Consider the following 26,122-nt stretch of genomic DNA (forward strand, 5'->3'; position numbering starts at 1 on the left):
GTGGCCTCCGAGGCGCTGCTCGCCGGGGTGGCGGAGCTCGACCTCCCCGGCGACGCCGGGACGGCGTACGTCGCGGGGGAGGCCCGGACGTGCCGGTTCGTCCGCGACCACCTGGTCCATAAGCACGACTGGCCCCGCACGTCGATCAGGGTCAAGCCGTTCTGGACGCCGGACAGGCGGGGCCTGCACCACTGAGGTGATCCCGGCGGGACGGTTCGGAGACCGGATCACAGGGTGGAGGTGAGCCCTTCTCCGATCCTCTTCAGTTCGGCCTCATGCGGCCACGAAAGCGCCGAAGTCATGTTCCAGTTCCAGGTCACTCACGGCTGTCCGTCCACTTTCACGCCTCCTAACACACTTCGGCCCTCGCGACGGTTGCCCGCTCGTGCGGAGAACTCCGCGGGCAACCCTTCGGAGGGCTCAGGTGTGTGGATGAGTGTGACTTCGAATCGATGGAGCAGTCCGATGACGTTCGCGACCACGCCGACCCGGCGGTCGATCATTCTCGGTGTCGCCCTGGCCGTGGGCGCCACCGTCCTGGGCGCGCCGTCCGCCACCGCGGGCGCTCCCCCGGAGGGTGCCTACTGGCACACCAGGACGCTGACGACGTCCACCCACTTCTGGCGGTTCGGTACGGACTCGAACCCCTATTCGCTGGTCGAGCGGTATGTCTCCGAACGGTGGAGCACTCCCGACGGCAGGGCCTGGTACGGCGGCCGGGACCTGGGGACACGGCCCAGGACCGCGGCGGACAGGAAGGCGTGGCAACGCGACGGCTCCCCCTCCAGGTGGAGTGAATCGATCGACGACAAGACGGTGAAGCTGTCCACCGAGCCCGCCCGGGGTTCCCTGAGCCCCGTACCGAGGGAACAGGACTGGTTCGAGTTCGCGGGGCAGCGGCTGACGTACGACGAGGTTCAGCGACTGCCCGCCGACGTGGGCCGTCTGAAGGACTGGCTCACGAGGGCGGGCCAGGTAGGCCGGGAGATGAACCCGGTCGGCTGGCTCAAGGAAACCCCGCCTGTGCTCCTGCACGACGTTCCCGCCCCGAGGGAGGTTCGCGCCGCGGCCTACCGGGCCCTGCTGACGCTGCCGGGCGTCCGCGCCGACGGTGACGCAGAGGACGACCTGGGCAGACCCGGTGCCGCCGTCGTGATCGACATGTCCGTCAAGGCGGCGAGGAAGGCGTCCTCGACCACGGTGAGGGTGATCGTCGACACCGGCAGGATGGTGTTGCTGTCGCAGAGCCACACGGGCACGGTCGACGGCAAGGCGTCCGCGGAGCGGTCCTACGAGCAGACGCTGATCGAGGTCGGCTGGACGAACTCCCCGCCCGCCGTGCCGGCTCTGCCCTGACGCGCGATCTCTCGAAGGCGGCGACCGGCTCTCCGCCGCTCGCGTCGCCGTGTCATCCCGGCGGATGATGATCCTTTCCGGCCCACCCGCCGCGTCACTCCGGGTTCGTCCCCGAGGACGAAGGACGGGCCGGACATCGCTGGAAGGCTCCTGGGAGGACACCGGAACGGCCACCAGGAGATCACCGATGACAGCTTCCGCACGAACCGCCCGAGCCCGCCGTACCGGATGGGCGATCGCCGGGCTGGGGGTCGCCGCCGCGCTGACGGTGCAGGCCGCGCCCCCGGCGGCGGCCGGACCCGTGCCGTACGAGAAGGGCCCGGCCGCCGAGGGGAGCCCGTGGGGATCATCTGCGTCCGCCCTCACCGGCACGCCGGGATCACCTGCGGTCCCCACCGGTACGCCGGGATCACCCGCGTCGGTCCTGGCCGGCGCGTCCGGTACGTCCGCGAAGGCCCTCGGGGTGTCGCTGCCGGCGCCCACCGGGCGGCACCCGATCGGCACGGTCTCCCTGCACCTGGTGGACCGGTCGCGCCCGGACTCCCTGGTGCCCTCCCAGCCCTACCGGGAGCTCATGGTGAGCCTCTGGTATCCGGCCCGCCGGTCGGGGAACCTCCCCCTGGCGCCGCAGATGCCGCCGCTGGCCGCGGCCGACTTCGACCGGGACACGGCCTCCGACCTGGGCATAAGGCCCGGCGAGGTGGACTGGGCGGCGACCAGGACGCACGCCCGCGCCGGTGCCCCGGTGGACCGCGGCGCGGGCGGCCTGCCGGTCGTGCTGTTCTCACCGGGGTACGAGGCCCCGCGCACGCTCAGCACCGTCCTGGTCGAGGAGCTGGCCGGCCGCGGCTACCTCGTCGTCACGGTCGACCACACCCACCAGCTGGACCAGGTGGAGTTCCCCGGCGGCCGGGTCGAGAGGTCCAAGCTCCCGCCGGTGCGGACCGAGCAGGAGCAGGCGAGGCTGTTCGACATCCTGATGCCGACCCGGGTCGCGGACATGCGGTTCGTCCTGGACCGGCTGGCGCACCTGGACCGAGGGCGGAACCCCGACGCGGCGCGCACGAGGCTGCCGTCCGGGCTGCGCGGCGCCCCGGACCTGTCCCGTGTCGGCGTCTTCGGCCACTCCATGGGCGGGGCCACGGCCGCCCAGCTCGTGCACGACGACCGGCGCGTCGACGCGGGGGTCAACCTCGACGGCGTCCTACTGGGGCCGGTCGCAAAAAGCGGCGTGTCCAGGCCGTTCCTGCAGGTGGCGGGGGAGACCACCACCCGGCGGACCGAGCCCACCTGGAAGTCCTTCTGGGAGAACTCCACCGGCTGGAAGCGCGAGGTGCGGTTCACCGGGGCGCGGCACTTCTCGTTCTTCGACCTCCAGGCGATGTTCCCGCAGATCGCCGGGGAGCTGAAGGACGTGCCCGTCGCCGAGACCATCGGGACGATCGACCCCGCGCGCTCGGTCGCGGCCCAGCGCGCCCACCTGGCCGCCTTCTTCGACCTGCACCTGCGGGGACGGCACACCCGCCTCTTCGACCGTCCTTCCACGGCCTACCCCGAGGTGAAGCCGATCCCGTAGTCCGATGCCCGTGCCGGGAGTGCAACCTGGGGTGTAGCCGGATCTCCGTCCGGAGGGGGAACCCGGCAAAACGGATGATACGTATCGTTGGGCCCGTGTTCAGCAGACCGCGCGCCTGGGTGGCGCGCCACGGCGTCCTCGGGGACGCCCTCGTCGTCGCGCCGCTGGTCCCGTTCTGCCTGATCCAGGTGATCCACCCGGGCGGGCCGGGGATGCGCACGGGTGGCCCGTGGGCCGGCCTCGTCCTGGTCGCGGCCCTGCTGATCCCGCTGTTCTGGCGGCGCCGGTACCCGCTCGCGGTCTTCGCGGTCGTCGCGTCGGTGAGCTTCGTCCAGTGGGCGACGGGCCTGGGCATGATCGCCGGGAACGTCGCGGTGCTGGTCGCCATGTACGGGGTGGCCTCCCGGTGCCGGACGCGCTGGGCGATCGCGGCCGGGGCGGTCGCCGAGCTCGGCATCCTGCTCGTGGTGTTCCGGCCGGACGACACGGTGTCCGTACTGGTCAAGGAGTACGCCGCGTTCTCGGTGTTCGTCGTGGCGGTCTGGATCGCCGGGATCAACGCCGGCACCCGCCGCCGGTACGTGGAGAGCCTGGTGGGACGGGCGGAGCAGGCGGAGAGGGAGCGGGACCAGCGGTCCCTCATCGCGGCCGCGGCCGAGCGGGTGCGCATCGCCCGCGAGCTCCACGACGTGGTCGCGCACAACATGAGCGTGATCGTCATCCACGCGGACGGCGCCGGGTACGCCCTCGACAGCGACCCCGAACTGGCCCGCCAGGCCCTGCGGACCATCTCGACGACGGGCCGCAGGGGGCTCGCAGAGATGCGCCGGCTGGTGGGCGTGCTGCGCGACGACACGGGGACCGCGGAACCGCACGCCCCCCAGCCGGGCCTGGCGCGGCTCGGCGAGCTCGTCGACCAGGCGCGGGCCTCCGGCCTGCCGACCGAGCTCGCCGTCCGCGGGACCCCCCGGGACCTGCCCGAGGGGGAGCAGCTGGTGATCTACCGGATCGTCCAGGAGGCGCTGACGAACACCCTCAGGCACGCCGGGCCGGGTACCCGGGCCGTCGTCGAGCTCGGGTTCGGCCGCGACGAGGTCGAGCTGGAGATCGCCGACGACGGCCGGGGGCCGGCCGGGCGCGGGAGCACCGGTGGCCACGGGCTGGTCGGCATGCGCGAGAGGGCGGCGGTGTACGGCGGGACGGTCAGGGCGGCTCCCCGTTCCGGCGGCGGCTTCCAGGTGCTCGCCCGCATCCCCGTGGGCCGGGACGAATGAGTCCCCACGGCGCAGGGCGGGGTGCCGTCCACCGGGACACACCGGAACCGGACGCCACGGAACGGGCGCCGTTCGGACGGGTGTCGCTGGAACGGGACCCGTCGCGACGGGATCTGCCGGGGAGGGGACCGAGGGGACCGAGGGGACGCGGGCCGGAAGGACGGGCGCCGGGAGCGCGGACATCGCCGGAGCGGGGTGGGACACCATGATCCGAGTCGTGCTGGTCGACGACCAGGAACTCGTACGGGCGGGGTTCCGGCTGGTCCTGCGCTCCCAGCCGGACATCGAGCTGGTCGGCGAGGCCGCGGACGGCGCGGCGGCGATCGAGGTGCTGCGCGCGATCGAGGCCGACGTGGTGCTCATGGACGCGCGGATGCCGCGGATGGGCGGCGTCGAGGCGACCGGCCTCATCCGCGACGGCGCCACCGACGGGACGCCGAAGGTGCTCATCCTCACCACGTTCGACCTGGACGAGTACGCCTTCGCCGCTATCAAGGCGGGGGCGTCGGGCTTCCTGCTCAAGGACGTGCCCCCGGCCGACCTGTTCGGCGCCGTCAGGTCGGTGCACGCGGGGGACGCCGTGGTCGCGCCGAGCACGACCCGGCGCCTGCTGGAGCGCTTCGCCGTCCACCTGCCGGACGACATCCCGAGGAGGGACGCGCACGGGCTCACCGCGCGGGAGCGGGAGGTGCTCCTGCACGTGGCGCGCGGCCTGTCGAACACCGAGATCGCCGAACGGCTCCGGCTGGCCGAGGCGACGGTGAAGACGCACCTCAACCGGATCCTCGCCAAGCTGGACCTGCGCGGCCGTGCCCAGGCCGTGGTCTACGCCTACGAGAGCGGCCTCGTCACCCCGGACCGTCCCGGGGACTGACGTCCCGATCCCTCTCGGTACCGGCCCGATCGGACCCGAGAACGAAGCCACGATTGCCTAATCCACTATTTATTGGTAGGGAATAGGCATGTTCGCGACCGTGCGCCTGGTCCGGCGCCTCCACCTCGACCTGTGCCGGGTGGCCGGCTCGACCTGTCGCTCCTGACCGCCGCCTTCCGTCCGCGGCCACCCGCCTTCCTTTTTCGTGTCATGCCGCGCCCGGCTCCCGGTGGCGCGGACCGATGACCTCCCGGAGTGACAGCCGTGACCCCTTCCGCACCCACCTCCCTCTCCCCGGACCCCGTCTCCCCGGGCCCCGACGCCGGTTCCGTCCGCCCTCCGGGCCCGCGTGCCCCGGAAGGGACGCGCCCCGGCCGGGAACCGGCCCGGTACGCCCGGACGGCCCGGCGGTTCGGCGTGCGCGCGCTGTCGCTGCTCGTCCTGCTCGGGCTCTGGCAGCTCGCCGCGGTCGCGGCGGACAACCCGTCGTTCGTGCCCGCTCCGGGCGCGGTGTGGGACCAGCTGGCGCTGCTGTCCAGCACCCATGACGGGATCCGCGGCTACAGCGGCCACCTTCTCGTCGAGCACCTGGGCATCAGCCTGCGTCGCATCCTCATCGGCTCGGCGCTCGGGGTGGCGGGCGGCCTGGTGCTGGGCGTCGTGCTGGGTGTCGTGCCGTGGATCCGCTTCGTGGCCGAACCGGTGGTGACCTTCGTCCGTGCCCTTCCCCCGCTCGCGTACTTCAGCCTGCTGATCATCTGGTTCGGCATCGACGAGACCCCCAAGCTGTGGCTGCTCGCCATCGCGGCGCTTCCCCCGGTCGCGGTGGCCACGGCGGCCGCGGTGCACGGCGCCCCCGCCGGCCTGGTGGAGGCGGCCCGCGCGCTGGGCGCGTCCCGGTGGAGCACGATCAAGGACGTGGTGCTGCCCAGCGCCCTGCCGGAGATCTTCACCGGTGTACGGCTGGCCGTGGGCGTCGCCTACTCCTCGGTGGTCGCCGCCGAGACCGTGAACGGCGTGCCGGGCATCGGCGGCATGGTCCGCGACGCCCAGCGCTACCTGCAGACCGACGTCGTGGTCCTCGGGCTGTTCGCCATCGGCATCTCCGGGTTGCTCCTCGACGGCCTGCTGCGCGTCGCCGAGAACCGGCTCATCCCGTGGAGGGGTCGCGTCTGAGCCGTCCCGCCCGCCGTCCCCGCTCCCGCCGATCCCCGCACCACCCGGTGCCCGCCACGCACCATCCCGTGCCGATCCCCGCACCACCCGGTGCCCGTCCAGGCGCCACCCCATGCCGATCCCCGCATCACTCGATGCCGATCCCCGCACCACCCGGCACCGATCCACGTACCACCCAGCCCAGAAAGAAGCCGATCATGTCACGGCCGCGTCCGACACACCTGCTCTCGCTCCTCCTGGCCGTCGCCACGGCCCTCGCCCTGACCGGATGCGGTAACGGCACGGCCTCCGCCGGAGGCGGTGGCGGCGACAAGGCGGCCAAGACCATCCGCATCGCCTACCAGGCGTTCCCCAGCGGCGACCTCATCGTGAAGAACAAGGGATGGCTGGAGAAGGCGCTCCCCGACTACGCCATCACCTGGACGAAGTTCGACTCCGGCGCCAGCATCAACACCGCCTTCGTCGCCGGGAGCGTCGACATCGCGGCCATCGGGTCGAGCCCGGTCGCGCGCGGGCTGTCCGCGCCGCTGAACATCCCCTACCAGGTGGCGTTCGTGCTGGACGTGGCCGGTGACAACGAGGCGCTGGTCGTCAGGAACGACGCCGGGATCTCGGACGTGCCCGGCCTGAAGGGCAAGAAGGTGGCCACCTCCTTCGCCTCCACCGCCCACTACAGCCTGCTCGCCGCCCTGGACCGGGCCGGAGTGGCCGAGTCCGAGGTGAAGATCGTGGACCTGGAGCCTCAGGACATCCTGGCGTCGTGGACGCGGGGCGACATCGACGCGGCCTACACCTGGCTGCCCACCCTGGAGGAGCTCAAGAAGAACGGCAAGGTGCTCGTCGCCAGCCGGGAGCTGGCGACCGCGGGCAAGCCCACCCTGGACCTCGGCGTGGTGTCCACCGCGTTCGTCGGCGCGCACCCCGGGGCGGTCGACGCCTGGCGCAAGGCCGAGGCCCAGGCGCTCGACCTGATCGCCAAGGATCCCGACGCCGCGGCGCAGGCGGTGGGCGCGGAGCTGAACCTGAGCAAGGAGGACGCCAAGTCCCAGCTCAGCCAGGGGGTCTTCCTGAAGCCGGCCGACCTGGCCTCGCCCGAGTGGCTCGGCACGCCGGACAAGGTCGGCGGCCTGGCGAAGAACCTGGTCAGCGCGGCCCAGTTCCTCAAGGACCAGCAGAAGATCGACTCCGTGCCCGACCTGGCGACGGTCGAACGCGCCATCTACAACAAGGGACTCCCCGGTGTTCTCGGCCTCTGACCTCCCGGCCTCGGGGAGCCCGGCGTCCTCGGGGGGTCTCCCGGCCTCCGGGAGTCTCCCGGTCTCGGGGAGGCTCGCGGTCTCGGGGAGGCTCGCGGGCGGCGGAAGGCTCGCGGGCGGCGCGCACCCCGCGGCCACCGAGGTCCTCACCGCCGCCGGAACCACCGGGACCACCGGAACCACCGGAACCGTCGGGACCACCACCGGGACCGGTGTCGCGACCGCCGCCGCCGACGCCGCCGTCCAGGTGAGCGACGTCGAACACGTCTACGGTACGGCCGGTGGCGCCGTGACCGCCCTGGGCCCGGTCTCGCTGACCGTCCCCAGGGGATCGTTCCTCGTGATCGTCGGCGCCTCCGGATGCGGCAAGAGCACGCTGCTGCGGCTCATCGCCGGCTTCGAGCGGCCCACCTTCGGTGTCGTCCGCAGCGGCGGCACCGAACCGGTCCCCGGCCGGGGCGCCGGGGTCGTGTTCCAGCAGCCCCGGCTCTTCCCCTGGAAGAGCGTGGGCAGCAACGTCGAGCTCGCCCTGCGGTACGCGGGCGTACCCCGCGCCGAGCGCGCCCGCAGGGTGCCGGAACTGCTGGAGCGGGTGGGCCTGCACGACGTGGCGGAACGCCGGATCTGGCAGATATCCGGGGGCCAGCAGCAGCGCGTCGCCATCGCCAGGGCGCTGGCGGGCGACGACCCGCTGCTGCTGCTCGACGAGCCGTTCGCCGCCCTGGACGCGCTCACCCGCGAACGGCTCCAGGAGGACCTGCGCCGGGTGAGCGCCGAGACCGGCCGCACCTGCGTGTTCGTCACCCACAGCGTCGAGGAGGCGGTGTTCCTGGGCAGCCGCGTCGTGGTGCTCACCCGGCGTCCGGGCCGGATCGCGCTGGACCTCGACATCACCCTGCCGCGCACCGGGCCCGGCCCCGACGAGCTGCGCGCCCTTCCCGAGTACGCCGCGTTCCGCGCCACGGTCGGCCAGGCCGTACGCGCCGCCGCCGCGTGAGAACGCCCACCCGCGAGGAGAGAACCCGATGACCGTCCGGACCGTCGACGCACCGGCCGCCACCACCCCCGCCACCCCCGTCACGCTGACCCTGACCCCCCTCGGACCGCACTTCGGGGCCCGCGTCGAGGGACTTGGCCTGGCGACGGCCACCGACGAGGAACTGCTCGCGGTCCGCGCCGCCCTGGTCGACCGCAAGGTGCTGTTCTTCTCCGGCCAGGACCTCGACGAGGACACCCAGGTGGCGCTCGGCCGCCGCATCGGCGAGCTGACCGTCTCCCACCCCGTCATCGAGGGCGTGGACGAGGCGCACCCCGAGATCTACGCCCTGGACAGCGCGGACAACGGCTTCGCCGACGTCTGGCACACCGACGTCACGTTCATGCCCCGCCCGCCGCTCGGGTCGATCCTGCGGGCCGTCGTCCTGCCTCCCACCGGGGGCGACACGAGCTGGGCGGACTCCCAGCTCGCCTACGACTCCCTCTCCGCCCCGGTACGGGACCTGGTGGACCGGCTCACCGCGGTGCACGACGGCACCCGCGAGTTCGGCTACTACCTGGCGCAGCGGCGCGGCGGCCGGGGCAACGTCTGGGAGGACGAGGCCGTCACCCGGCTGGAGCCGGTGGAGCACCCCGTCGTGCGGGTCCACCCCGAGACCGGCCGCAAGGGGATCTTCGTCAACCCCGGGTTCACCTCGCACATCGTGGGGGTGTCGGAGGCCGAGAGCCGGGCGATCCTGGACCTGCTCTACGCCCACCTGACCAAGCCCGAGCACATCGTCCGCCACCGCTGGAGCGTCGGCGACGTCGCCATGTGGGACAACCGCTCCACCTCCCACTACGCCAACCGCGACTACGGCACCGCCCGCCGCGTGATGCACCGCATCACCCTGCGCGGCGACCGTCCCTTCGGCCCCGCTCACCCGTTCCAGGTCGCCGGGAGCGCCTGACCCGGCCTGCCGCGCGCGGGGTGGTGCCGACCGGCCCCGCGCGTAGTAGCGTCCGGGAGATGGAGCGGGTGAGCGGGCCCGGTTACCGGCTGCGGTTCGGCTCGGGCGCGGCCGGGATGGAGCGGCTGGAGGCGTCGCTGGTCGGCACGGCGTTCGCGCCGCACCGCCACGACACGTACGCGATCGGCATGACGCTCAGGGGCGTGCAGACCTTCCGCTACCGCGGTGAGCTGCGGCACTGCCTGCCCGGCGAGTGGCACGTGCTGCACCCGGACGAGGTCCACGACGGCGCGGCCGGCACCGACGAGGGGTTCGGCTACCGGATCGTCTACCTCGACCCGTCCCTGGTGCAGGAGGCGCTGGGCGGCAGGCCGCTGCCGTTCGTCGCCGACCCCGTGGTCAGGCCCGGCGGGATGCCCGCATCACTGGCCGCCTGCCTGGCCGACATCGACCGTCCGCTGGAGGAGGCCGAACGCCTGGAGATCGCGCTGCTCGTCGCGGACGCGCTGGAGCGGCACTCCGGGACGAGGGCCGCCAGGCGGGAGCCGCTCGCGCTGGAGGCGCTCTCCCGGGTACGGGAGCTGATCGTCGCCGACCCGGCGGTCAGGCACTCGCTCGCCGAGTTCGAGGCCGTCTCGGGCCTGGACCGGTGGACGATCGCGCGCCAGTTCCGCGCCGCGTACGGCACCAGCCCGACCCGGTTCCGTACCATGCGGCAGCTCGACCGGGCGCGGCTGCTGATGGCGGGCGGGACGCCGCCGGGCGCCGCCGCGCAGGCCGCGGGCTTCGCCGATCAGAGCCACCTGACCAGGATGTTCAAGCGCGCCTACGGGCTGACACCCGCCCGCTGGACCACCGCGCTCACGGCCCGGCGTTGACGGTCGTGGTCGCGGCGATGGCTACGACCGGTCCCGCACGGCCCGCGTCCTGGCCTCGATGGCGTGGACGACGGCCGCCATGTCGTCGTCGGCGTGCCCCAGCGCGAGCGTCTCCCCGAACAGGGCGTGGCAGACGTCCAGCAGCGGCGAGGCCACATCGGCCTTCCGCGCCGCCTCGGCGATGAGCCGGTTGTTCTTCAGCACGTCGGCGATCGCCGCCTGGGGGGCGAAGTCCTGCCCGATCAGCTTGCCGAGCTTGATCCGGGAGATGTCGCTGGCCATCTGGCCGGAGTCCAGCACCTCCCGGAGCCGTTCGAGGTCGAGGCCGTGCCGGTCGGCGAAGTGGAAGGACTCGGCCAGGCCGGTCACCGTCGTGATCAGGAACACGTTGACCGCGAGCTTCATCAGCAGCCCGTTGGGCACCGGGCCGCAGTCCACGGCCTGGTGGCACATCGGCCCCAGCAGCGGGCGGACCTCCTCGACGGCCGCGGGCGCGCCCGCCAGCATCGCCACGAGCCGTCCGGCCTTCGCGGGCGCGCGCGACCCCGAGACGGGCGCCTCGACGTAGCGGCCACCCGCGGCCAGGACGTCGGCCTCCAGGCCCGCGGAGAAGACGGGCGTGGTGGTGCCCATGTGGACGATCGTGCGCCCGGCCACGGTCGCGGCGAACCCGGGGGTTCCGCGCCCGAGGACGGAGTCGATCGCGGCCTCGTCGGCCAGCATCAGGAAGGTCACGCGCGCCCGTTCGAACACCTCGGCCGCGCTCGCCGCCACCGTCGCCCCGGCCTCGCGCAGCGGCCCGGTCCGTTCCGCGGTGCGGTTCCACACGACGAGCGGTGTCCCCGCGCGTACCAGGTTGAGCGCCATGGGCCGCCCCATGAGCCCGAGACCGACGAAGCCGACGTCCATGTTGCCCTCCCGAGTGGGGCACCGTTCTAACCCGTGACGTCCTCGGCGGTCTTGAACGATTGTGCGGGCGGACACGGCCGGAGGCGGGGGACGACCGGGAACGCGGGGAAATCCGCTGGCCGCCGGCGGTGGTGGTCTGCCAGGGTGGCGCGCATGACGGAGGTGGCGGGCGTGCGTGACGTGGCGAGTCTGATCGCGGCCGTGGAGCGGGGTGAGCGCGTCAGGTACCTGATGTTCTGGGGGCACCGGCCGCCGCGCTCCGGCGGGGTCGGGACCGGGTGCCTGTCGCAGTGGTGGCCGGCGGACTTCACCGTGGACGGGGTGGTCTACCGCACCGCCGAGCACTTCATGATGGCGGGCAAGGCCCGGCTGTTCGGCGACGAGGAGACCGCGGCGGAGATCGTGGCGGCGGAGCACCCGAAGCGGGCCAAGGACCTGGGGCGGCGGGTGCGCGGCTTCGACGAGCGGGCCTGGGAGGATGCCCGCTTCGGCCTGGTGGTCCGGGGCAACCTCGCCAAGTTCGCCCAGCACCCGGAGCTGCGGGAGTTCCTGCTGGGGACGGGGGAGCGGGTGCTGGTCGAGGCGAGCCCGGTGGACAGGGTCTGGGGGATCGGCCTGGCCGCCGACGACGAGCGCGCCGGGCGGCCCGAGCAGTGGCTCGGGCCGAACCTGCTGGGGTTCGCGCTGATGGAGGTACGGAGGGCACTGCGGCAGGGGTGAGGACCGGTCCCCGTACCGGGTGAGACCGCAGGGTCACCGGGTCACCGGGTCACCGGGGTCACCCGGGCACGCCGGACGCGGGCCGCCGAGCCCCTCGGTCCGCCGGGGAGGCCGGTCGCCGTCCGGGTCACCCGGGCCCGCCGAGGACGCCGTTCGCCAGCCGGGTCAGGGCGGCCGCGATCTGCTCGGGGGTCAGCCCGCGGTCGGTGCGCTGGAAGCCGTACACCTCGGGGGCGAGCGGGGCGAGCAGGGAGTCCGTGAGCGCGTCCGGGTCCGGCACCCCCGCGGCGACGAGCAGGGACCGTACGTGCGCCCGCCAGAAGCCGTACGCCCCGGTCGCGAACCGGGAACGGCCGGTCTCGGCGCCGAGGACCAGGTGGGCGTGGTCCTCCAGCAGCCGCACCATGGCGGTGTAGAAGGCCGACAGCCGGGCCGCGGGCGGCGCGCCAGGACCCAGGGGAGGGGAGCCGCGCAGCAGTTTCTCCTGCAGGACCCGCTCGTGCTCGTCGAGCAGGGCGAGGGCGATCGACGCCCGGTCCGGATAGCGCCGGTACAGGGTGCCGCGTCCCACCCCGGCGGCGCGCGCGATGTCCTCCATGGTGACGTTCGGCGCACCCTCGGCCGCGAACAGGCGTTCCGCCGCCTCGAGGATCCGGGCGCGGTTGCGAGCGGCGTCGGCTCTCTCCATGCCCCAGAGCATATCTGGACGCCTTGTCCACTTATCGCGTACGATCCTCTAAGTGGACATCATGTCCGCTTATTTGGAGGGACCCCCATGAGCCATCTGCTCCACCTGGACGCCAGCGCCCGCAGGAACTCGGTCTCCCGGGACCTCTCGCGCAGGTTCGCCGAGACCTGGCGCGCGGCGCATCCGGACGGGCGCTACACCTACCGGGACCTGGCGGCCGATCCCGTACCGCATATCAGTGAGGCGTGGACCGAGTTGTGCGACCACGTGCTGGCGCACGGGATCACCGACATCGGCCGCTACCGGGAGGCCGTGAGCACCCCCGCGCAGCGGGAGGCGTGGGCGGTCCTCGCCCCGCTGCTGGACGAGCTGGTGGCCGCCGACGTGGTGCTCATCGGCACGCCGATGTACAACTACTCGGTCCCCTCGGCGCTCAAGGCATGGCTCGACCAGGTGACGTTCCCCAGGATGTCGCTGGCCGGGCGGCGGTTCGTGGTGACCGGGGCCCGCGGCGGCGCCTACGGCCCCGGAACCCCGCGCGAGCCGGTCGACCACGAGGAGCGCTACCTGCGGGACTTCTTCAGGGGACACTTCGGCGTCGAGGACGTGGTGTTCGTCCACGCGGAGCTGACCAACGCCCTGATCGACCCGGGACTTTCCCACCTGCGGGACGGGCAGGCCGAGTCGCGGGCCGCGGCCGAGCTGCGGGTCCTGGAGGAGGCGAAGAGATGAGCTGGCCGATCCTGGTGCTCGCCGGGCTGGTCGAGATCGCCTGGTCGCAGAGCATCAAACCGACGGAGAACTTCACCAGGCCGCTGCCCACCCTGGTCTGCTTCGCCCTGGCGGCCGGTGCGGTCTGGCTGCTTTCCAGGGCGATGAACGACATCCCGGTCGGCACCGCCTACGCCGTCTTCACCGGCATCGGCGCGGTCGGCGCGGTCACCTTCGGCGTCGTGCTGCACGACGACCCGCTCAGCGCCGGCCGGATCGCCGCCATCGCGCTGATCGTCGGCGGCATCGTGCTCGCCAGGCTCGCCTGACCCGTCCGGTCCCGACGGCCGGGGCGGATCACGCGTCGGCGCGCGAGCCGCCCGCCGCCGACACCGAGGCCGCCTCACCCCCGGCCGGGCTCGACACCCGAACCCGCCACGGCGGCCCTCCGCCCGCGCGGTCGTCGATCACGTGTCCGATCGCCGTCCGAGCGGGAACGCGGTGACGGTGTGCCGGGCGCCCGGCTCCGACGATCCGCTCAGCCGCCGTGGCCGGCGTCGAACTCAGCGCGGGTGATCGCCATGACCCGCACCGGCCGCCCCTGGCCGGGGACCACCGTCTCCCGCTCCTGGCGCATGCCCAGCTTCGTCATCACGCGGGCCGACGCGGAGTGGTCGACGCGGCAGATGCTGATGATCCGATCCAGGCCCACCTCGACGAACCCGAAGCGCAGCGCCTGCCGGGCCGCCTCGGTGGCGATGCCCCGCCCCCAGAAACGCCGGCCCAGCCGCCAGCCGATCTCCACCGCCGGTAGCACCTCGGGCAGGAAGGCGGGGATCGCCAGCCCTGCCCAACCGGCCAACTCCCCGGTCTCGCGCAGCTCCACGGCGAACAGCCCGAAGCCGCGGTCCTCCCAGCCCTGCTCCATGAACGCGAGCGTGGCCGCGGTCTGCTCCCTGGTACGGACCGAGCCGTCGCCGATGAAGCGCATGACCTCCGGATCCCCGTCCATCGCCGCCAACGGTTCCAGGTCCTCCGTACGCCAGCGACGCAGCACCAGCCGCTCGGTCACCACTTCGACCACGGTCGCCTTCCCCTCGGTCGGGCCACCTCGCGGCGTCCGGTCCCGTGGACACGGCGAGGGCGCTCAGGGATCGTGCCGTGACGCACGACCCGATCCTCCTGACCGCACCGTACGGGAAACCGGTTCAACGACTTCGCCGATGCCGTGGCGGCCTTCGCCTTGGACGCCTGAACCGGCCATGTCCACCGCGTGACCCGGCAGGTGGCCGCCTCGGCGTCGGGGCCGTCAAGTCCCCAACACGGTATAGGTCACCTCCGTGAAACCGCACATCCGCGCACCGGTCCCGGCACGATGGGAATCCACTCCTCAACGCATCACCTGCGTCTGTCCCCTGTCGGTCCCCGAACTCATGTTCATTCCTGAATCCGCATTCGAGATGGTGATCAGCATGTCATCGATCAAGGAAAAGGCTGCGGTACTCGCCTTGACCAAGGCCACCGCCGGGCGGTGGCATCACACCGCTCGCGTCATTCGGGCCGGATGCGGCGCCCTACGCCTGGTGGACGGTGACTTCATCGGCCTGGACGAAGACGATCGGGCCCATATCGCAGATGTCGTCCGTAACCTCCGGCCGGGGGACCTGGCCTGGGCCGAGCGGCTCATCGCGGACGCCCGAACTCGTGGTGCTCAACTGATCACTGTGCTGGAGAAAGAATATCCGGGCAACCTCGAATTGGCCTATGACCTCCAGCCTTTCCTGTGGATTCGTGGCCGATTGCTCGCGAACGACTACCGGGCGGTCGCCGTCATCGGCGAACATGACATCGACCAGGCCGTACAAGCGGCTCGCGCGCTGGCCGGGGCCGGTCTGACCATCGTCGCGGGTCTCAGGTCCGAGATCGATGTAGCGATCCACAAGGCCGCCCTTTCTGCTGGCGGGCGTACGCTCGCCGTCCTGGCCTCTGGCATCAATGAGCCGGCAACCGTCGATAAGTACGCCAGTATGGCCAAGGAGATAGCCGCCGACGGCGCGCTGGTCTCCCAGTTCTGGCCCGATACCGCTTTCACGCAGCGGACGGTGGAATTGACACGTATCGTGACCTGCGGCTTGGCGGCTGCCGTCCATGTGGTCGACGGCCGCGAAAACGGCTTCTCCTTCAGGTGCGTCGAAGGCGCCCTGAAAACGGGAAAACATGTATTCGTGCATCAGAGGCTTCACCAGGAACAACCATGGATCGCTCAAGCGGGTTTCCGGGGAGGCATCACTACCGTTCAAGATATTGACGCCCTATGTCGGCAGGCGGTCAATATCGTAGATATGACCTCCCAGCCGACCGTGTACTGAACATGGGTGACGACAAGGCGATAACCGATCGCGTCCTCCCGCTCTACAGGAACGTTCCGGCAGTACGTCCCGGGGTCTGCCGGATCTGCCGTACAGGACCGAACGACGATCGCTTCACAGGAGAGCCGTACGACATCTGCGCCAGTTGCGACCTCACTACAAGGAGTGTTCGCCGGCACGCCGAGCATGTAGTGCCCATCTCGCTCGCCGTAAAGAAAGGAGACGAAAGCCAGCTCTACAGGATCGTGACCTACAGATCCATCAATCCTTCTCAGGCCCGGAAAAGGTCGGAAAAGTTGATGGCCGCGACGCTGGCGCGTTTCTACCGGGCACATGCCGGCTGCCTGGCAGGAGTCGCAGGCGGTCCTTTCACACGGGTGACCACGATTCCCAGTACCCGGCCGAGCCGGTGCACCGAGACGTCCTCCACGATGTCGCGGGTGATCTCCATGGTTGGTGCGCTGAAGGGCCTGTACAAGCCGCTCCTGCTGCCCGACACCGAAAACGCACGCGCGCTCGCGGAGCGCTGTTCGCACCCGGATGCCTTTCGGGTGTCGGGCGAGCGGATCGACGGTGAGCGGGTGCTCGTGGTGGACGACCTGGTCGTGTCCGGTGCTCATGTGCAAAGTGCCGCTTCCGCCCTGTACGAGGCCGGTGCCCATGCAGTGGTCGCTCTCGTGATCGTTCGATTGATCACGTTCGACTCCTGGAGTCCCCACCGGGAGCGGATCTGGGAGGAGGCGTCAGCGGAGCCTTTCGACTTCGACCGCTGCTGTCTGTGCAGAGCGTGAAGGCCGCTCCCCTCGGTGGGCAATTACCGGACCAGACTCGTGTGACCCGCTCGTTCACGGTCGGAACGTGGCGGTGCCGGTCTCGTCGTGGCGGGAAGCCGCAGCGGCCAGGCAGCAGCGGACGAAGTCTCCGACGACGGGGTCGGAGTCGTCGGCGGGCGCCCAGGCCACGCCGACCCGGCTGGGGCCGACCCCGCTGAGGGGCCGGTAGACGACGCCGGGACGCGCGTAGAAGCGGGCGGCGGATTCGGGGGCCAGGGCGATGCCGTAACCGTTGGCGATCGCGTTGAGCCAGTCGTCGGGCCGGTCGGTGACGGCGCCGACGCGGACCGGACGGCCGTCACGCTCGTCGGCCGCCAGCCAGTGGTCCCGCCACCAGCCCGACTCGGCCGGTGCCGCCACGAACGGCTCGTCCCACAGCTCGCGGAAGGAGATCAGGTCGCGCGTGGCGAGCGGGTGCGCCGAGGGGAGCGCGATGCAGCGGGGTTCGGTGAACAGCATCTCCACCCGCAGGGTCTCCTGGCCGGGGAAGGGGAGCCGCAGCAGGGCGACGTCGACGTCCCCGGCGGCGAGCCCGGCGGTCGGGTTCGACCACGCGGCCTGCCGCATGTCGGCCCTCCACCCCGGCCGTCGGCGGGCGAACGCCGCGACGATGTGCCGGGTGGCCTCGTTGGCGGCACTGGCCAGGAAACCGACCCGCAGCACCCGGGCCACCCTGCTGGTCGTGCTCCTGGTCTCCCGCAGCGCCTGGTCCCAGCCGGCCAGCAGGGCGGGCACCCGTTCGGCCAGGGCCCGGCCCGGTTCGGTGAGGGCCATGCCGGTCCGCGACCGGGTGAACAGCCGCACCCCGAGCCGGGTCTCCAGCTGCCGGATCTGCTTGGTCAGCGCCGGTTGCGACACGAACAGCCGCCCGGCGGCGTTGGTGAGGTTCCCCTCTTCCGCCACGGCGAGGAAGTACCGCAGCAACCGCGTGTCGACGTCCATGCCTCCAGGTTATGGATACGGATATTGGACGCGTTCCCGGCCCTCGTCGAGGCTTGACGCGGCGAGCGGCGGCTCGCCACCGTCCACGACCGGCGAGGAGACGCCATGCCCGTTCTGATGATCCGTTACCAGGTGGCCGACGAGGGTGCGCAGGAGGTCGCCGACGCCGTCCGGGCGGCCTTCGCCGAGGTGGAGGAGCGGCGGCCGGACGGCATCCGGTACACCTACCTGCGCCGCGCCGGCGGCACCGAGTTCGTCGCCCTGCTGGAGCTCGACGAGGGCGCCGAGAACCCGCTGCCCGGCATGGAGGCGGCGCGGCGACTGCAGGCGACGGTGGCCAGGTGGGTCGTGGGACCCGCCCCGGAGCCCCGGCCGTTCGAGGTCCTCGGGGCCTACCGGGCCCTCGGCTGAACCGGGGCCGCGCGAATGTTCACCTCCTACGTGGTCGTCACCGTCGTCACGATCGTGGTCAACGCCGGGATCGCCGTGGCCGACCTGGCGCGGGCCGGGTTCGTCCTGGCCAACGGGGCCGAGGTGGGGGTCCCGCCGTCGTGGCTCCCGGTGCTCGCCACGCTGAAGGCCGCCGGGGCCACGGGGCTCCTGCTCGGCCTGCTGGGCGTCCGGCCCGTCGGCGTCGCGGCCGCCGCCGGGCTCTGCCTGTTCTTCGTCGGCGCCGTCGTCGTCCACGTCCGCGCCCGCGTGTTCCACAACATCGCCTTCCCGGGGGTCTACCTCGCGCTGGCCGTCGCCTCCCTGGTCCTGGCGGTCGCGCGATGAACACCGGGATCGTCGCCCGCACGGATGGGACACGGCGCCGTCGTGCGGGGGCCGTCGTGGGCCGTCACCGGGACGGGTCCTCCGGTCTCCGGCCCTGACGGCCACCGCGGTCACCGGGACGGGCTCACCGGTCTCCGGCCTGACGGCCAGCGCCGTCACCGGCCGGGGCCCGTCCGGTGCCTTCAAAAGCCGTGGCGGCGACGCGGCGCCGGTGGCTAGGCTCCGCCCCGGTGATGTGCCGTCGAGCCCGTGTCGCCGTCGAGCCCGTGCCGACGTCGAGCACGGTCCAGGCCGAGGAGATCCGTGTCCGGTACGAAGATGCACGCCGACGAGCTCGACATCGACACCTCGCTCGTCGCCCGGCTGGTCGCGGCGCAGTTCCCGTGGTGGGCGGACCTGCCCGTGGTGAAGGTCCGCTCCGCCGGTACCGACAACGCCATGTACCGGCTGGGGGACACCATGGTCGTCCGCCTGCCGAGGCTTCCCGGCGCGGCCCGGCAGGTCGGCACGGAGCAGCGCTGGCTGCCGTACCTGGCCCCGCACCTCCCGCTGGCCGTGCCCGAGGTCCTCGGCAGGGGCGTTCCCGGCGAGGGCTACGAGCTGCCCTGGTCGGTGTGCCGCTGGCTCGACGGCGAGAACGCCTACGACGCGCCCATCGCGGACCTGGAACGGGCGGCGGCCGAACTGGGCCGTTTCGGGACGGCCCTGCGGCGTCTCGACGCCACCGGCGGGCCGCTCTCCTTCCGCGGAGGGCCGGTGAGCGCGCGCGACGACGACGTCCGGGCCGCCGTCCGCGGACTGGCCGCGGACGGTGCGGTGGACGCCGACGCCGCGACCGCGGCGTGGGAGGACGTCCTGCGGTCTCCGTCCTGGGACGGCGACCCCGTCTGGGTGCACAGCGACCTGCTCCCGGGAAACCTGCTGGTCCGCGACGGAGCGCTCAGCGCCGTCATCGACTTCGGCGGGCTGGGCGTCGGCGATCCCGCCTGCGACATGATGGCCGCCTGGACCCTGTTCTCGGCCGGGACGCGCGACGCGTTCCGCGAGGCGTCCGCCGTCGACGACGCGACGTGGGCGCGGGGGCGTGGCTGGGCCCTGTGCTTCGGGCTCACGGCCGAGAACTACTACCGCGCCAGGAACCACGTGCTCGCCGACGTGGGGCGGCGTGCGACGTCCGAGGTCCTCGCCGACCACCGGCGCGAGGGATGACGGACGCGTCACCCCTGGCGTCCCCCGCCGCCCCCCCGCCGCCCCCCCGCCGCCCCCGTCTCCCCTCGCCGCCCTGCCCGTGGCCGGGTCAGGGACGTGGGCCGGCTCACGGGGGAGTGAAGGCGTCCGCGTGGTCGGTCACCCAGGTGCGGAACGTGCGGGCCGGGGTGCCGGTGATCTCCTCCACCGTGGCCGTGGCGGCCCTCGGCTCGGTCACCAGCGCGGCCTGGGCCGCCAGGACGCCGTCCGCGACCGGGGGCGGCCAGCCCAGGTCGAGCATCCGCCGGCGCGCGTCCCGCGGTGAGACCTCCTCCCAGCGCACCGGGCGGCCGGTCACCTCCCCGATGACGCGTACCTGCTCGGCCTGGGTCAGGGTCTCGGGCCCGGTCGGCTCGTAGGTCGCGCCGTCGTGCCCGTCGCCGAGCAGGGCGTGCACCGCGACCGCCGCGAGGTCCCGCTCGTGCAGCGGGGGCATGGCGGCCGCGCCGTACGGCTCGCGCACGACCGCCTCGGCGCGGATCTGCCCGGCCCAGCGCAGGGCGTTGGCCGCGAAGGCGTGCGGCCGCAGGACCGTCCACTCCAGCCCGGACCGCTCGATCATCCGCTCGATGTGCCGCTCGTGCTCGCGTACGGCCGCCGAGGACAGGTAGACGACGCGGCGGGCATGTTCGGCGACGGCGTCCAGGAGCGGGGGCACCCCCTCGGCCGTGGCGAACGGCCACAGCAGGAACACGGCCTCGACCCCGTCCAGGGACGCCCGCAGGGCACCCGGGGCACCCGGGTCACCCGGGTCACCGAGGTCGCCGAGGTCGCCGCGTACCACCTGCACGTCGTCCGGCAGGCCGGCCGTGCCGGGGTCACGGGCCAGGGCGCGGACCTCGGCGCCCGTCTCCAGGAGCCGCGCCACGACCTGCCGGCCGACCGTGCCGGTCGCTCCGAGCACCAGGGTCCTGCGTCGCCGCGTCATCGAAAGGCTCCCAACGGTCGAGTCGTTTCACCTGCGCCCAACCGTACGAGGGGACGAAGAGACGGCCAATGCGGATGAGTCTCGTTCTCATACGTGTCCGTCTTCGGGGAGCCCCCTGTCTAGACTCCCGCCATGGACGTGCTCAGCGACGTGGTCGCCGCGACCCGGGCCGGGGAGCCCCGTTCGGCGTGCGTCCGCTGGTACGCGCCCTGGGGGCAGCGCTTCCCCGCCGTGCGCGGCTCGGCCGGTTTCCACGTGGTCCTGCAGGGATCGTGCCTGCTGATCCCCACCCCCGGCGACGCCTCCGACGCCTGCGACGGCGCTGACGGCACCCCCGTCGTGCTGAACGCGGGCGACGTGGTGTTCCTGCCGCACGGAGGCGGGTACGCGCTGGCGGACGGCCCCGGCACCCCGCTGAACGGGCCTGCCTGCGACCCGCTGAGCGACTCCCGGTCCGAGGACCGCTACGCCTCGGCGTCCGTGGGGAGGACCGGGCCGGACGGGTCGCAGGCGGTCACCGTGACCCTTTGCGGCGGGTACCGGCTCGACGCCCGCCGCGCCCACCCGCTCCTGGGCGACCTGCCGGAGATCGTCCACCTGCCCGCCCGCCTTGGGCACCGTCCCGAACTGCGCGCCGCCGTCGACCTCCTCGGCGGAGAGCTGGACGATCCGCGTCCCGGCGTGGGCACCGTCGTCCCCGCCCTGCTCGACATGCTGCTGCTCTACATCCTGCGTGCCTGGTTCGACGAGCAGGCCGCGCGCGGCACGGCCACCGGCTGGGCGGCGGCCCTGGGCGACCCGGCGATCGGTGCCGCGCTGCACGCCCTGCACCGCGATCCCGCCCGTCCCTGGACGGTCCAGACGCTCGGGGCGCGGGCCGGGCTGTCCAGGGCGGCCTTCTCCCGGCGCTTCACCTCGCTGATCGGCCGGCCGCCCCTGACCTACCTGACCTGGTGGCGCATGACCGTCGCGGCCCGGCTGCTGCGCGAGACCGACGCCGTGCTCGGCGAGGTGGCCGGCCGGGTCGGGTACGCCTCGGAGTTCGCCTTCGCCGCCGCCTTCAAACGGGAGTACGGCATCGCGCCCGGCGCCTACCGGCGGGGCCGGGCCGGGACCCGGAGCGGTGACCCACGGCCCACCGGCCGGGAGGCGCCGGTGTGACGCGCGCCCTGCTCGGCCGCGACCCGCGGGCCAAGACGTCGACGGCCTGCTGCTCGGCCGACGGGACGGCGACGTCGGCGGCCGAGATCGTGATCCCGTACCGGTCGATCGTGTGGGAGAGCACGGCGGGCGGGATGTGACCGCACCGCCCGCCCCTGAGGGCGGTGCGGTCACACCCACGCCGCGGTCGCCTTTTCGCCGGGGAACGCCGCGTCACACGAACGCGGGAGCGCCGCGCTGCCCGAGCCGGGGAATGCTGCGTCACACGAACGGGGGAACGCCGCACTGCCCGAGCCGGGGAGCGCTGTACTGCGCGAACGCGGGAACGCGGGAACGCCGCGCTACGAGAACCGCCAGCGCGTCGCCGTCAGGCCGTCCGCGCCGTAGCCGAAGGCGCGCACGGGCGTGATCCGGTAGAAGCCGTACTCGGGCGAGCCGGGAAGGTGGTCCTCGTGCACGGAGCCGTCGCGTACCGCCAGCTCCCAGCCGTACTTCGCCTCGAAGGCGGCGGCCACCCGCCGGAGCGTGGCCTCGTCCCGCGCCCGGACGGCCTCGCCCTCGACCACCAGGTCGAGGGTCTCGGAGGAGACCGTGACGACGCACGAGGGGTTGGCGGCAAGGTTCCGTCCCTTGCGGGACGTCGGGCGGGTCGTGATCCAGGGGGCGTCGTCGGCCCAGACCGGCATCACGGGCATGGCGTGCGCGCGGCCGTCGGGCCGCACGGTCGAGAGCCACACCTTCGGGGCCGTCCGCAGGCACTCCCGCGCCAGCTCCCACGGCTTCACCGTCGCCTCGTCCGTGCTGATCGGCGTCGCGTCGGCCTCGCCGAACAGGAGCTCGGCGACGGGGAGGGCGGTGCTCACGCCTCGCGCCCGGCGTACTCGTCGTGCAGGCGCCACCACTCGTAGGGCTCGGTCTGCGGCCGGCCCTCGGGCGAGTCCTCCCAGGTCTCCTGCCTGCCGAGCGGGGTCAGGTCGAGGAAGGTCCAGTTGCTGCCGAGCCGTTCGACGCCCCGCCCGGTGGTGAAGTAGGTGCGGTAGACCTCGTCGCCGTCGCGGAGGAAGACGTTCAGCGCGAACCCGTCACCCGCCCCCATGTCCTCGTTGAAGCCGGTGCCCAGCGACGAGAACCACGGGATCGTCCAGCCCATCCTCTCCTTGAACGGCGTGATCTCGTCCAGCGGGCCGCGGGAGGCCAGCACCAGGGTGGTGTCACGCGCGTGGAGATGGGCCAGGTGGCCGATGTTGTCGGTGAACATCGAGCATCCCGAGCAGAAGTGCTCGCCGTCGTTCCACATGAAGCTGTAGACGATGAGCTGACGCCGCCCGTCGAACAGGTCGAGCAGGCTCGCCGGCCCGTCCGGGCCCTGGAAGACGTAGTCCTTGTCGACGCGGACCATCGGCATCCTGCGCCGCTCGGCGGCGAGCGCGTCCAGGGCGCGGGTGTGCTCCTTCTCCTTGACCAGCAGTGCCTCCCACGCGGCCTGCCACTCCTGCTCCGAGACGACCTCGGGACGGTTCACGATGGACTCCCCTCCGTACGTTCCCTAAGGGAACTCATGGGGAAGAACCTAACAGGTACCGTCTCCTGAAGGAACCTCTTCGGCCGGACCGGGCGGGTGTCATGGTCCCGGTCCTGGTCCCGGTCCTGGTCCCGGTCCTGGTCCCGGTTCTTGAGCGCGCCCGGTCAGGGACGGGTGGAGGGCAGGCGCGGGCGCCGCCACCGGCGCAGCGGGTTCGACGGGCCCGCGAAGTGCTGGAACGGTGTCCCGTCCGCCGCCCAGCGGTCGAGTTCCTCCCTGCCGAGAAGGCGGAGGCGGAAAAGCTCCGCCATCTGCCGGGCGTCACGGGTGAAGGAGCCGTTGGTGACCACCACCGCGTAGTCGGCCCCGTGGACCGAGACGGCGGTTCCGTTGACCTCGTACATGACCCGCGCCCCCACCCTGGCGCCGGTGGTGGTGTGCTTGCACTGCACCACGACGACGTTCCCGAGACGGTCGCGGCCGATGACGTCGGCCGCCCTGTCCCCTCGCCGGCCGACGTGCTCGGCGCGGAGACCGTCACGGATCATGAGATCGCGTACGGCCAGCTCGAACTCGGTGGGGGACATGGCGTCCAGGTCGGCCAGGGTCAGGCGCAGGGCCCGCAGGCGTTCGGCCCGGCGCCGGTGGGAGACGACCCTCCCTCGCGTCCAGACGGCGATCGTCGCGACGGCGCCCACCCCCACCGGGACGCCCACGTACCAGGTGCCGAGAACCAGGCCGATGACCGCCTGAATTCCTTTGACCGCGAAGAAACCGGTCACCAGTACGACGACGGCGGCGGCACACCATTCCGTAGGCCCGGCGGGCATCCGCGGCCGGAAAAGCCGCGAGAACCATGGGAAACGCGAGGACCGCAAGGGCCGCGGGAAACGCGAGGGCCGCGAGGGCCGCGAGGACCGCGGGAAACGCGAGGAACGTGAGAACCGGGGCCGGGATCTCACGGCTCTCCGGTCGGCTCGGGGGGCGGAGGCTCGTCCGCCGGATCCGTGGTCGGTTCGGGAGGCGGGACCTCGTCAGGCCCGGCCGTCTCCACGGCCGGCGGCGACGGCGGGGGTGCCTCCTGCCCGCCGTCGAACACCTGTGACCACAGGAACACCGCTCCGGCCAGCAGGGCCAGCATCAGCCACCCCGAACCGGTCCTTCCTTTCGAGCCGCGTTTCCTGACCCAATGGCCTCGCCGGTAGAACCTGCCTTCGGGCATGGTCCCCTCCTTGGGGGCGGGTGGATTCATGGGCACGGTGGACCACATGAGATGTAAACACGCGCCACCGAAGAACGGCATCCGAATGGCAGGGATTCGTCAAGGACGGACGATGAGAAATGCGTATCCGCGTGGTGAGAGGAATGTTCCGGTTTCGGCGAGCGATAGGGGAGACCGCCGTCAGCGCTGAAATGAAAGGCCCCCAAGAATGTCCGTCCCCGCCGCCCCGCCGCTACTATCGCCACCGCCGTACGGCCGGGCCACCGCCGTACGGCCGGACCGGGGCCGTATGAGCCGTGACGGGATCCTACGGACCGTGACGGGACCCTACGGGCCGGGCCGCGACGGGGACCGCGGTCAGACGGGCAGTGGCTCGCCGTGCCGGGACTCGGCCCAGACGGGCACGGTCAGCGTGTCACCGACGGCGAGCCGCCCCGGGCGCAGGACGGAGAACTTGGCGCCGAACACCACGACGCCCTTGGCGGTACGGCGATAGGTGGCCAGGGTCCTGAGGGGCTCGGGCCCGGCACCTTCGCCGCTGTCCTGGTCGACCAGCGTGACGGCGCAGCGGACCGCGAGCTTGGCGTATCCGAGTTCCGCGTCGCCGACGACCACCCGGTGGGCGAGGTCCTCCCGATGGGGCTCGTCCCACCCGTCGATCACGATGTTCGGGCGGAACCTGGACATCGGTACCGCGGGCCCGCTCACCCGCCGGTTCAGCTCGTCCAGCGTGGCCCGGGAGAGGATGTGGGCGGCGTGGCTGTCGGCGTACCCGGAGGTTCCAGGTGTCAGGCCGTCGGCGGCCCTGTCGTGCTCCGGTGGCACCCGTACCAGTCTGCTCGGCGAGCCGAGCACCGACGACAGCCACTCGGCGGGCGCCTCGCCCTGGTCGATCCCCCGGTACTTCTGGCCGAACAGGTCCACCTCCCGGCGGGGGGCGTCCAGGTCGATGGCGACGTGCAGGTCCTCGAAACCGGGGGCGCGGAGCGTGAGCCGTTCGCCACGGGCGTCGACGGACGGCCGGATCACCGCCAGCCGGGGGTCCCGGCGCTGGCTGCGGAACGTCGCGTCCTTGTCGACGACCATGAAGCTGCGGTCGTGGGCCAGGCCCGCACGGGTCAGCACCGTCTCGCCCAGCGGGACACCCGCACAGCCTTTGATCGGATACGAGATCAGTTCGCTGATCACGGCCGTCATCGTCTCTCCCGTCGTGTCGCCCGCACGTCGCGACACTACGGGGACTCCGCACACGACGCCAGACTCGGCGGCCGTATCTGACACCGTTTTGTGAGATTCACCCCGTCCCGCCGGCCCGGGGCGGGGGAACGAGCCCCGGGCCGCGGGGCGGTGACGACGCTCCGGCCGATGTCGTACCAAGCGGCGTATCCGGCCGATGTCGCACCCGGCGGTGCAGCGCCCCCTACTCGGCGTCCGATCGCTTCGCGAGTGCCGGCGTCCGCTTGTGCCGGATGTCCAGGAAGGCGATCACGGCGAAGGCGACGATCATCGCGCCCACGGCCGCGACGTAGCACCAGGGGGCGGGCAGGTAGTTCGCGGCGGTCAGCACGTTCGGTCTCTTGTCGGTGAAGAGGCGGAAGACGATCGCCATCGGCCCCTCCCAGACACCCGCGATGAGGACCAGGAGCATCCCCAGCCGGTACCACGCCTCATCCATCGTCGTTCTCCTTTTTGCGGTCGTGGACGTTACGAACGTATCAATAGCTGTCCCTTTTCTAGCTGATTTAACAGGGGATAT

Annotated in this window: 32 protein-coding genes; 21 read left to right on the forward strand and 11 right to left on the reverse strand. The window is 72.4% G+C overall.

The window, feature by feature from the left end:
- From ACZ6RT_RS17565 to ACZ6RT_RS17615, 11 genes are all read left to right on the forward strand, one after another.
- Nucleotides 1-195, forward strand: a complete 195-nt coding sequence (locus tag ACZ6RT_RS17565; RefSeq protein ID WP_470154671.1) for an SIP domain-containing protein — start codon at nucleotides 1-3, stop codon at nucleotides 193-195.
- A gap of 270 nt (nucleotides 196-465) precedes the next feature.
- On the forward strand, nucleotides 466-1,356 hold the full coding sequence (locus ACZ6RT_RS17570; RefSeq protein WP_470154673.1) for a hypothetical protein: 891 nt from the start codon (nucleotides 466-468) through the stop codon (nucleotides 1,354-1,356).
- 187 nt (nucleotides 1,357-1,543) lie between these two features.
- The gene (locus ACZ6RT_RS17575) at nucleotides 1,544-2,932 is read left to right on the forward strand and encodes an alpha/beta hydrolase family protein (RefSeq protein WP_470154675.1); all 1,389 of its coding nucleotides are present in this window, start codon (nucleotides 1,544-1,546) and stop codon (nucleotides 2,930-2,932) included.
- Between the two features lie 95 nt (nucleotides 2,933-3,027).
- Nucleotides 3,028-4,206 carry a sensor histidine kinase gene (locus ACZ6RT_RS17580; RefSeq protein WP_470154677.1) on the forward strand — a complete coding sequence of 393 codons (1,179 nt, stop codon included), beginning with the start codon at nucleotides 3,028-3,030 and terminating at the stop codon, nucleotides 4,204-4,206.
- 205 nt (nucleotides 4,207-4,411) lie between these two features.
- Nucleotides 4,412-5,080, forward strand: coding sequence for a response regulator (locus ACZ6RT_RS17585; RefSeq protein WP_399194856.1), 669 nt, complete (start codon nucleotides 4,412-4,414; stop codon nucleotides 5,078-5,080).
- 88 nt (nucleotides 5,081-5,168) lie between these two features.
- Complete coding sequence (locus tag ACZ6RT_RS17590) at nucleotides 5,169-5,246, forward strand: putative leader peptide (RefSeq protein WP_470154831.1); 78 nt, start codon at nucleotides 5,169-5,171, stop codon at nucleotides 5,244-5,246.
- A gap of 251 nt (nucleotides 5,247-5,497) precedes the next feature.
- Complete coding sequence (locus ACZ6RT_RS17595) at nucleotides 5,498-6,256, forward strand: ABC transporter permease (RefSeq protein ID WP_470154678.1); 759 nt, start codon at nucleotides 5,498-5,500, stop codon at nucleotides 6,254-6,256.
- Between the two features lie 197 nt (nucleotides 6,257-6,453).
- Complete coding sequence (locus ACZ6RT_RS17600; protein WP_470154679.1) at nucleotides 6,454-7,512, forward strand: taurine ABC transporter substrate-binding protein; 1,059 nt, start codon at nucleotides 6,454-6,456, stop codon at nucleotides 7,510-7,512.
- Complete coding sequence (locus ACZ6RT_RS17605) at nucleotides 7,496-8,509, forward strand: ABC transporter ATP-binding protein (protein WP_470154681.1); 1,014 nt, start codon at nucleotides 7,496-7,498, stop codon at nucleotides 8,507-8,509. The genes ACZ6RT_RS17600 and ACZ6RT_RS17605 overlap by 17 nt, the downstream gene beginning before the upstream one ends.
- Before the next feature lie 28 nt (nucleotides 8,510-8,537).
- Nucleotides 8,538-9,458 carry a TauD/TfdA dioxygenase family protein gene (locus ACZ6RT_RS17610; protein ID WP_399194848.1) on the forward strand — a complete coding sequence of 307 codons (921 nt, stop codon included), beginning with the start codon at nucleotides 8,538-8,540 and terminating at the stop codon, nucleotides 9,456-9,458.
- A gap of 59 nt (nucleotides 9,459-9,517) precedes the next feature.
- Complete coding sequence (locus tag ACZ6RT_RS17615) at nucleotides 9,518-10,336, forward strand: AraC family transcriptional regulator (RefSeq protein WP_470154683.1); 819 nt, start codon at nucleotides 9,518-9,520, stop codon at nucleotides 10,334-10,336.
- A 21-nt stretch (nucleotides 10,337-10,357) separates the two neighbouring features.
- On the opposite strand, the gene ACZ6RT_RS17620 is transcribed toward ACZ6RT_RS17615, so the two are convergent.
- A complete protein-coding gene (locus ACZ6RT_RS17620; protein WP_470154685.1) occupies nucleotides 10,358-11,245 on the reverse strand; it encodes an NAD(P)-dependent oxidoreductase in 888 nt (295 codons plus the stop codon).
- A gap of 153 nt (nucleotides 11,246-11,398) precedes the next feature.
- On the opposite strand from ACZ6RT_RS17620, the gene ACZ6RT_RS17625 reads away from it, so the two are divergent.
- Nucleotides 11,399-11,965 (forward strand): NADAR family protein, encoded by a 567-nt coding sequence (locus ACZ6RT_RS17625; RefSeq protein ID WP_470154686.1) that lies wholly within the window; start codon nucleotides 11,399-11,401, stop codon nucleotides 11,963-11,965.
- 127 nt (nucleotides 11,966-12,092) lie between these two features.
- Here ACZ6RT_RS17625 and ACZ6RT_RS17630 read toward each other — a convergent pair whose 3' ends face one another.
- Nucleotides 12,093-12,653, reverse strand: a complete 561-nt coding sequence (locus ACZ6RT_RS17630) for a TetR/AcrR family transcriptional regulator (protein WP_470154688.1) — start codon at nucleotides 12,651-12,653, stop codon at nucleotides 12,093-12,095.
- An 87-nt stretch (nucleotides 12,654-12,740) separates the two neighbouring features.
- On the opposite strand from ACZ6RT_RS17630, the gene ACZ6RT_RS17635 reads away from it, so the two are divergent.
- The gene (locus ACZ6RT_RS17635) at nucleotides 12,741-13,385 is read left to right on the forward strand and encodes an FMN-dependent NADH-azoreductase (RefSeq protein WP_470154689.1); all 645 of its coding nucleotides are present in this window, start codon (nucleotides 12,741-12,743) and stop codon (nucleotides 13,383-13,385) included.
- The gene (locus tag ACZ6RT_RS17640; protein WP_470154690.1) at nucleotides 13,382-13,693 is read left to right on the forward strand and encodes a DMT family transporter; all 312 of its coding nucleotides are present in this window, start codon (nucleotides 13,382-13,384) and stop codon (nucleotides 13,691-13,693) included. Before ACZ6RT_RS17635 ends, ACZ6RT_RS17640 begins: the two co-directional genes overlap by 4 nt.
- A 209-nt stretch (nucleotides 13,694-13,902) precedes the next feature.
- Here ACZ6RT_RS17640 and ACZ6RT_RS17645 read toward each other — a convergent pair whose 3' ends face one another.
- Nucleotides 13,903-14,448, reverse strand: a complete 546-nt coding sequence (locus ACZ6RT_RS17645) for a GNAT family N-acetyltransferase (RefSeq protein WP_470154692.1) — start codon at nucleotides 14,446-14,448, stop codon at nucleotides 13,903-13,905.
- 256 nt (nucleotides 14,449-14,704) lie between these two features.
- Between ACZ6RT_RS17645 and ACZ6RT_RS17650 the strand changes: the two genes are divergently transcribed.
- A complete protein-coding gene (locus tag ACZ6RT_RS17650) occupies nucleotides 14,705-15,733 on the forward strand; it encodes a DNA-processing protein DprA (protein ID WP_470154694.1) in 1,029 nt (342 codons plus the stop codon).
- A gap of 440 nt (nucleotides 15,734-16,173) precedes the next feature.
- Nucleotides 16,174-16,524, forward strand: coding sequence for a hypothetical protein (locus ACZ6RT_RS17655; protein WP_399194832.1), 351 nt, complete (start codon nucleotides 16,174-16,176; stop codon nucleotides 16,522-16,524).
- A gap of 54 nt (nucleotides 16,525-16,578) precedes the next feature.
- Here ACZ6RT_RS17655 and ACZ6RT_RS17660 read toward each other — a convergent pair whose 3' ends face one another.
- A complete protein-coding gene (locus ACZ6RT_RS17660) occupies nucleotides 16,579-17,508 on the reverse strand; it encodes a LysR family transcriptional regulator (RefSeq protein ID WP_470154696.1) in 930 nt (309 codons plus the stop codon).
- Between the two features lie 105 nt (nucleotides 17,509-17,613).
- Here ACZ6RT_RS17660 and ACZ6RT_RS17665 point away from each other — a divergent pair, with 105 nt between their 5' ends.
- The 3 genes from ACZ6RT_RS17665 (at nucleotide 17,614) to ACZ6RT_RS17675 (ending at nucleotide 19,494) form a co-directional block, all read left to right on the forward strand.
- A complete protein-coding gene (locus ACZ6RT_RS17665) occupies nucleotides 17,614-17,919 on the forward strand; it encodes a hypothetical protein (protein WP_470154698.1) in 306 nt (101 codons plus the stop codon).
- Between the two features lie 15 nt (nucleotides 17,920-17,934).
- On the forward strand, nucleotides 17,935-18,285 hold the full coding sequence (locus tag ACZ6RT_RS17670; RefSeq protein WP_470154699.1) for a DoxX family protein: 351 nt from the start codon (nucleotides 17,935-17,937) through the stop codon (nucleotides 18,283-18,285).
- Nucleotides 18,286-18,588: 303 nt separating this feature from the next.
- Complete coding sequence (locus tag ACZ6RT_RS17675) at nucleotides 18,589-19,494, forward strand: aminoglycoside phosphotransferase family protein (RefSeq protein ID WP_399194823.1); 906 nt, start codon at nucleotides 18,589-18,591, stop codon at nucleotides 19,492-19,494.
- Between the two features lie 106 nt (nucleotides 19,495-19,600).
- Here ACZ6RT_RS17675 and ACZ6RT_RS17680 read toward each other — a convergent pair whose 3' ends face one another.
- A complete protein-coding gene (locus ACZ6RT_RS17680) occupies nucleotides 19,601-20,461 on the reverse strand; it encodes an NAD(P)H-binding protein (protein WP_470154701.1) in 861 nt (286 codons plus the stop codon).
- 132 nt (nucleotides 20,462-20,593) lie between these two features.
- On the opposite strand from ACZ6RT_RS17680, the gene ACZ6RT_RS17685 reads away from it, so the two are divergent.
- Both ACZ6RT_RS17685 and ACZ6RT_RS17690 read left to right on the forward strand, forming a co-directional pair.
- Nucleotides 20,594-21,622 (forward strand): AraC family transcriptional regulator, encoded by a 1,029-nt coding sequence (locus ACZ6RT_RS17685; RefSeq protein WP_470154702.1) that lies wholly within the window; start codon nucleotides 20,594-20,596, stop codon nucleotides 21,620-21,622.
- Complete coding sequence (locus ACZ6RT_RS17690; RefSeq protein WP_470154704.1) at nucleotides 21,619-21,762, forward strand: hypothetical protein; 144 nt, start codon at nucleotides 21,619-21,621, stop codon at nucleotides 21,760-21,762. The genes ACZ6RT_RS17685 and ACZ6RT_RS17690 overlap by 4 nt, the downstream gene beginning before the upstream one ends.
- A gap of 201 nt (nucleotides 21,763-21,963) precedes the next feature.
- On the opposite strand, the gene ACZ6RT_RS17695 is transcribed toward ACZ6RT_RS17690, so the two are convergent.
- The 6 genes from ACZ6RT_RS17695 to ACZ6RT_RS17720 all read right to left on the reverse strand — a co-directional run bounded on the left by ACZ6RT_RS17695 (nucleotide 21,964) and on the right by ACZ6RT_RS17720 (nucleotide 26,041).
- On the reverse strand, nucleotides 21,964-22,485 hold the full coding sequence (locus tag ACZ6RT_RS17695; protein ID WP_470154705.1) for a pyridoxamine 5'-phosphate oxidase family protein: 522 nt from the start codon (nucleotides 22,483-22,485) through the stop codon (nucleotides 21,964-21,966).
- Nucleotides 22,482-23,144 carry a DUF899 domain-containing protein gene (locus tag ACZ6RT_RS17700; RefSeq protein ID WP_399194813.1) on the reverse strand — a complete coding sequence of 221 codons (663 nt, stop codon included), beginning with the start codon at nucleotides 23,142-23,144 and terminating at the stop codon, nucleotides 22,482-22,484. Before ACZ6RT_RS17700 ends, ACZ6RT_RS17695 begins: the two co-directional genes overlap by 4 nt.
- A gap of 164 nt (nucleotides 23,145-23,308) precedes the next feature.
- A complete protein-coding gene (locus ACZ6RT_RS17705; protein WP_399194811.1) occupies nucleotides 23,309-23,926 on the reverse strand; it encodes a restriction endonuclease in 618 nt (205 codons plus the stop codon).
- A gap of 176 nt (nucleotides 23,927-24,102) precedes the next feature.
- Nucleotides 24,103-24,366 (reverse strand): hypothetical protein, encoded by a 264-nt coding sequence (locus ACZ6RT_RS17710; RefSeq protein WP_399194809.1) that lies wholly within the window; start codon nucleotides 24,364-24,366, stop codon nucleotides 24,103-24,105.
- Nucleotides 24,367-24,723: 357 nt separating this feature from the next.
- Nucleotides 24,724-25,563 carry an MOSC domain-containing protein gene (locus ACZ6RT_RS17715; protein ID WP_399194807.1) on the reverse strand — a complete coding sequence of 280 codons (840 nt, stop codon included), beginning with the start codon at nucleotides 25,561-25,563 and terminating at the stop codon, nucleotides 24,724-24,726.
- Nucleotides 25,564-25,786: 223 nt separating this feature from the next.
- Nucleotides 25,787-26,041 carry a hypothetical protein gene (locus ACZ6RT_RS17720; RefSeq protein ID WP_470154708.1) on the reverse strand — a complete coding sequence of 85 codons (255 nt, stop codon included), beginning with the start codon at nucleotides 26,039-26,041 and terminating at the stop codon, nucleotides 25,787-25,789.
- Nucleotides 26,042-26,122: the final 81 nt, after the last annotated feature.

The sequence above is a fragment of the Streptosporangium sp. NPDC050148 genome, from assembly GCF_055586505.1.

Coding starts and splice junctions, on each gene's coding strand:
- ACZ6RT_RS17585 (WP_399194856.1), top strand. CDS start 4,412: ATGATCCGAGTCGTGCTGGTCGACGACCAGGAACTCGTACGGGCGGGG.
- ACZ6RT_RS17575 (WP_470154675.1), top strand. CDS start 1,544: ATGACAGCTTCCGCACGAACCGCCCGAGCCCGCCGTACCGGATGGGCG.
- ACZ6RT_RS17715 (WP_399194807.1), bottom strand. CDS start 25,563: ATGACGGCCGTGATCAGCGAACTGATCTCGTATCCGATCAAAGGCTGT.
- ACZ6RT_RS17615 (WP_470154683.1), top strand. CDS start 9,518: ATGGAGCGGGTGAGCGGGCCCGGTTACCGGCTGCGGTTCGGCTCGGGC.
- ACZ6RT_RS17610 (WP_399194848.1), top strand. CDS start 8,538: ATGACCGTCCGGACCGTCGACGCACCGGCCGCCACCACCCCCGCCACC.
- ACZ6RT_RS17600 (WP_470154679.1), top strand. CDS start 6,454: ATGTCACGGCCGCGTCCGACACACCTGCTCTCGCTCCTCCTGGCCGTC.
- ACZ6RT_RS17630 (WP_470154688.1), bottom strand. CDS start 12,653: ATGGAGAGAGCCGACGCCGCTCGCAACCGCGCCCGGATCCTCGAGGCG.
- ACZ6RT_RS17635 (WP_470154689.1), top strand. CDS start 12,741: ATGAGCCATCTGCTCCACCTGGACGCCAGCGCCCGCAGGAACTCGGTC.
- ACZ6RT_RS17665 (WP_470154698.1), top strand. CDS start 17,614: ATGCCCGTTCTGATGATCCGTTACCAGGTGGCCGACGAGGGTGCGCAG.
- ACZ6RT_RS17680 (WP_470154701.1), bottom strand. CDS start 20,461: ATGACGCGGCGACGCAGGACCCTGGTGCTCGGAGCGACCGGCACGGTC.
- ACZ6RT_RS17685 (WP_470154702.1), top strand. CDS start 20,594: ATGGACGTGCTCAGCGACGTGGTCGCCGCGACCCGGGCCGGGGAGCCC.
- ACZ6RT_RS17640 (WP_470154690.1), top strand. CDS start 13,382: ATGAGCTGGCCGATCCTGGTGCTCGCCGGGCTGGTCGAGATCGCCTGG.
- ACZ6RT_RS17590 (WP_470154831.1), top strand. CDS start 5,169: ATGTTCGCGACCGTGCGCCTGGTCCGGCGCCTCCACCTCGACCTGTGC.
- ACZ6RT_RS17620 (WP_470154685.1), bottom strand. CDS start 11,245: ATGGACGTCGGCTTCGTCGGTCTCGGGCTCATGGGGCGGCCCATGGCG.
- ACZ6RT_RS17570 (WP_470154673.1), top strand. CDS start 466: ATGACGTTCGCGACCACGCCGACCCGGCGGTCGATCATTCTCGGTGTC.
- ACZ6RT_RS17670 (WP_470154699.1), top strand. CDS start 17,935: ATGTTCACCTCCTACGTGGTCGTCACCGTCGTCACGATCGTGGTCAAC.
- ACZ6RT_RS17720 (WP_470154708.1), bottom strand. CDS start 26,041: ATGGATGAGGCGTGGTACCGGCTGGGGATGCTCCTGGTCCTCATCGCG.
- ACZ6RT_RS17625 (WP_470154686.1), top strand. CDS start 11,399: ATGACGGAGGTGGCGGGCGTGCGTGACGTGGCGAGTCTGATCGCGGCC.
- ACZ6RT_RS17710 (WP_399194809.1), bottom strand. CDS start 24,366: ATGCCCGAAGGCAGGTTCTACCGGCGAGGCCATTGGGTCAGGAAACGC.
- ACZ6RT_RS17660 (WP_470154696.1), bottom strand. CDS start 17,508: ATGGACGTCGACACGCGGTTGCTGCGGTACTTCCTCGCCGTGGCGGAA.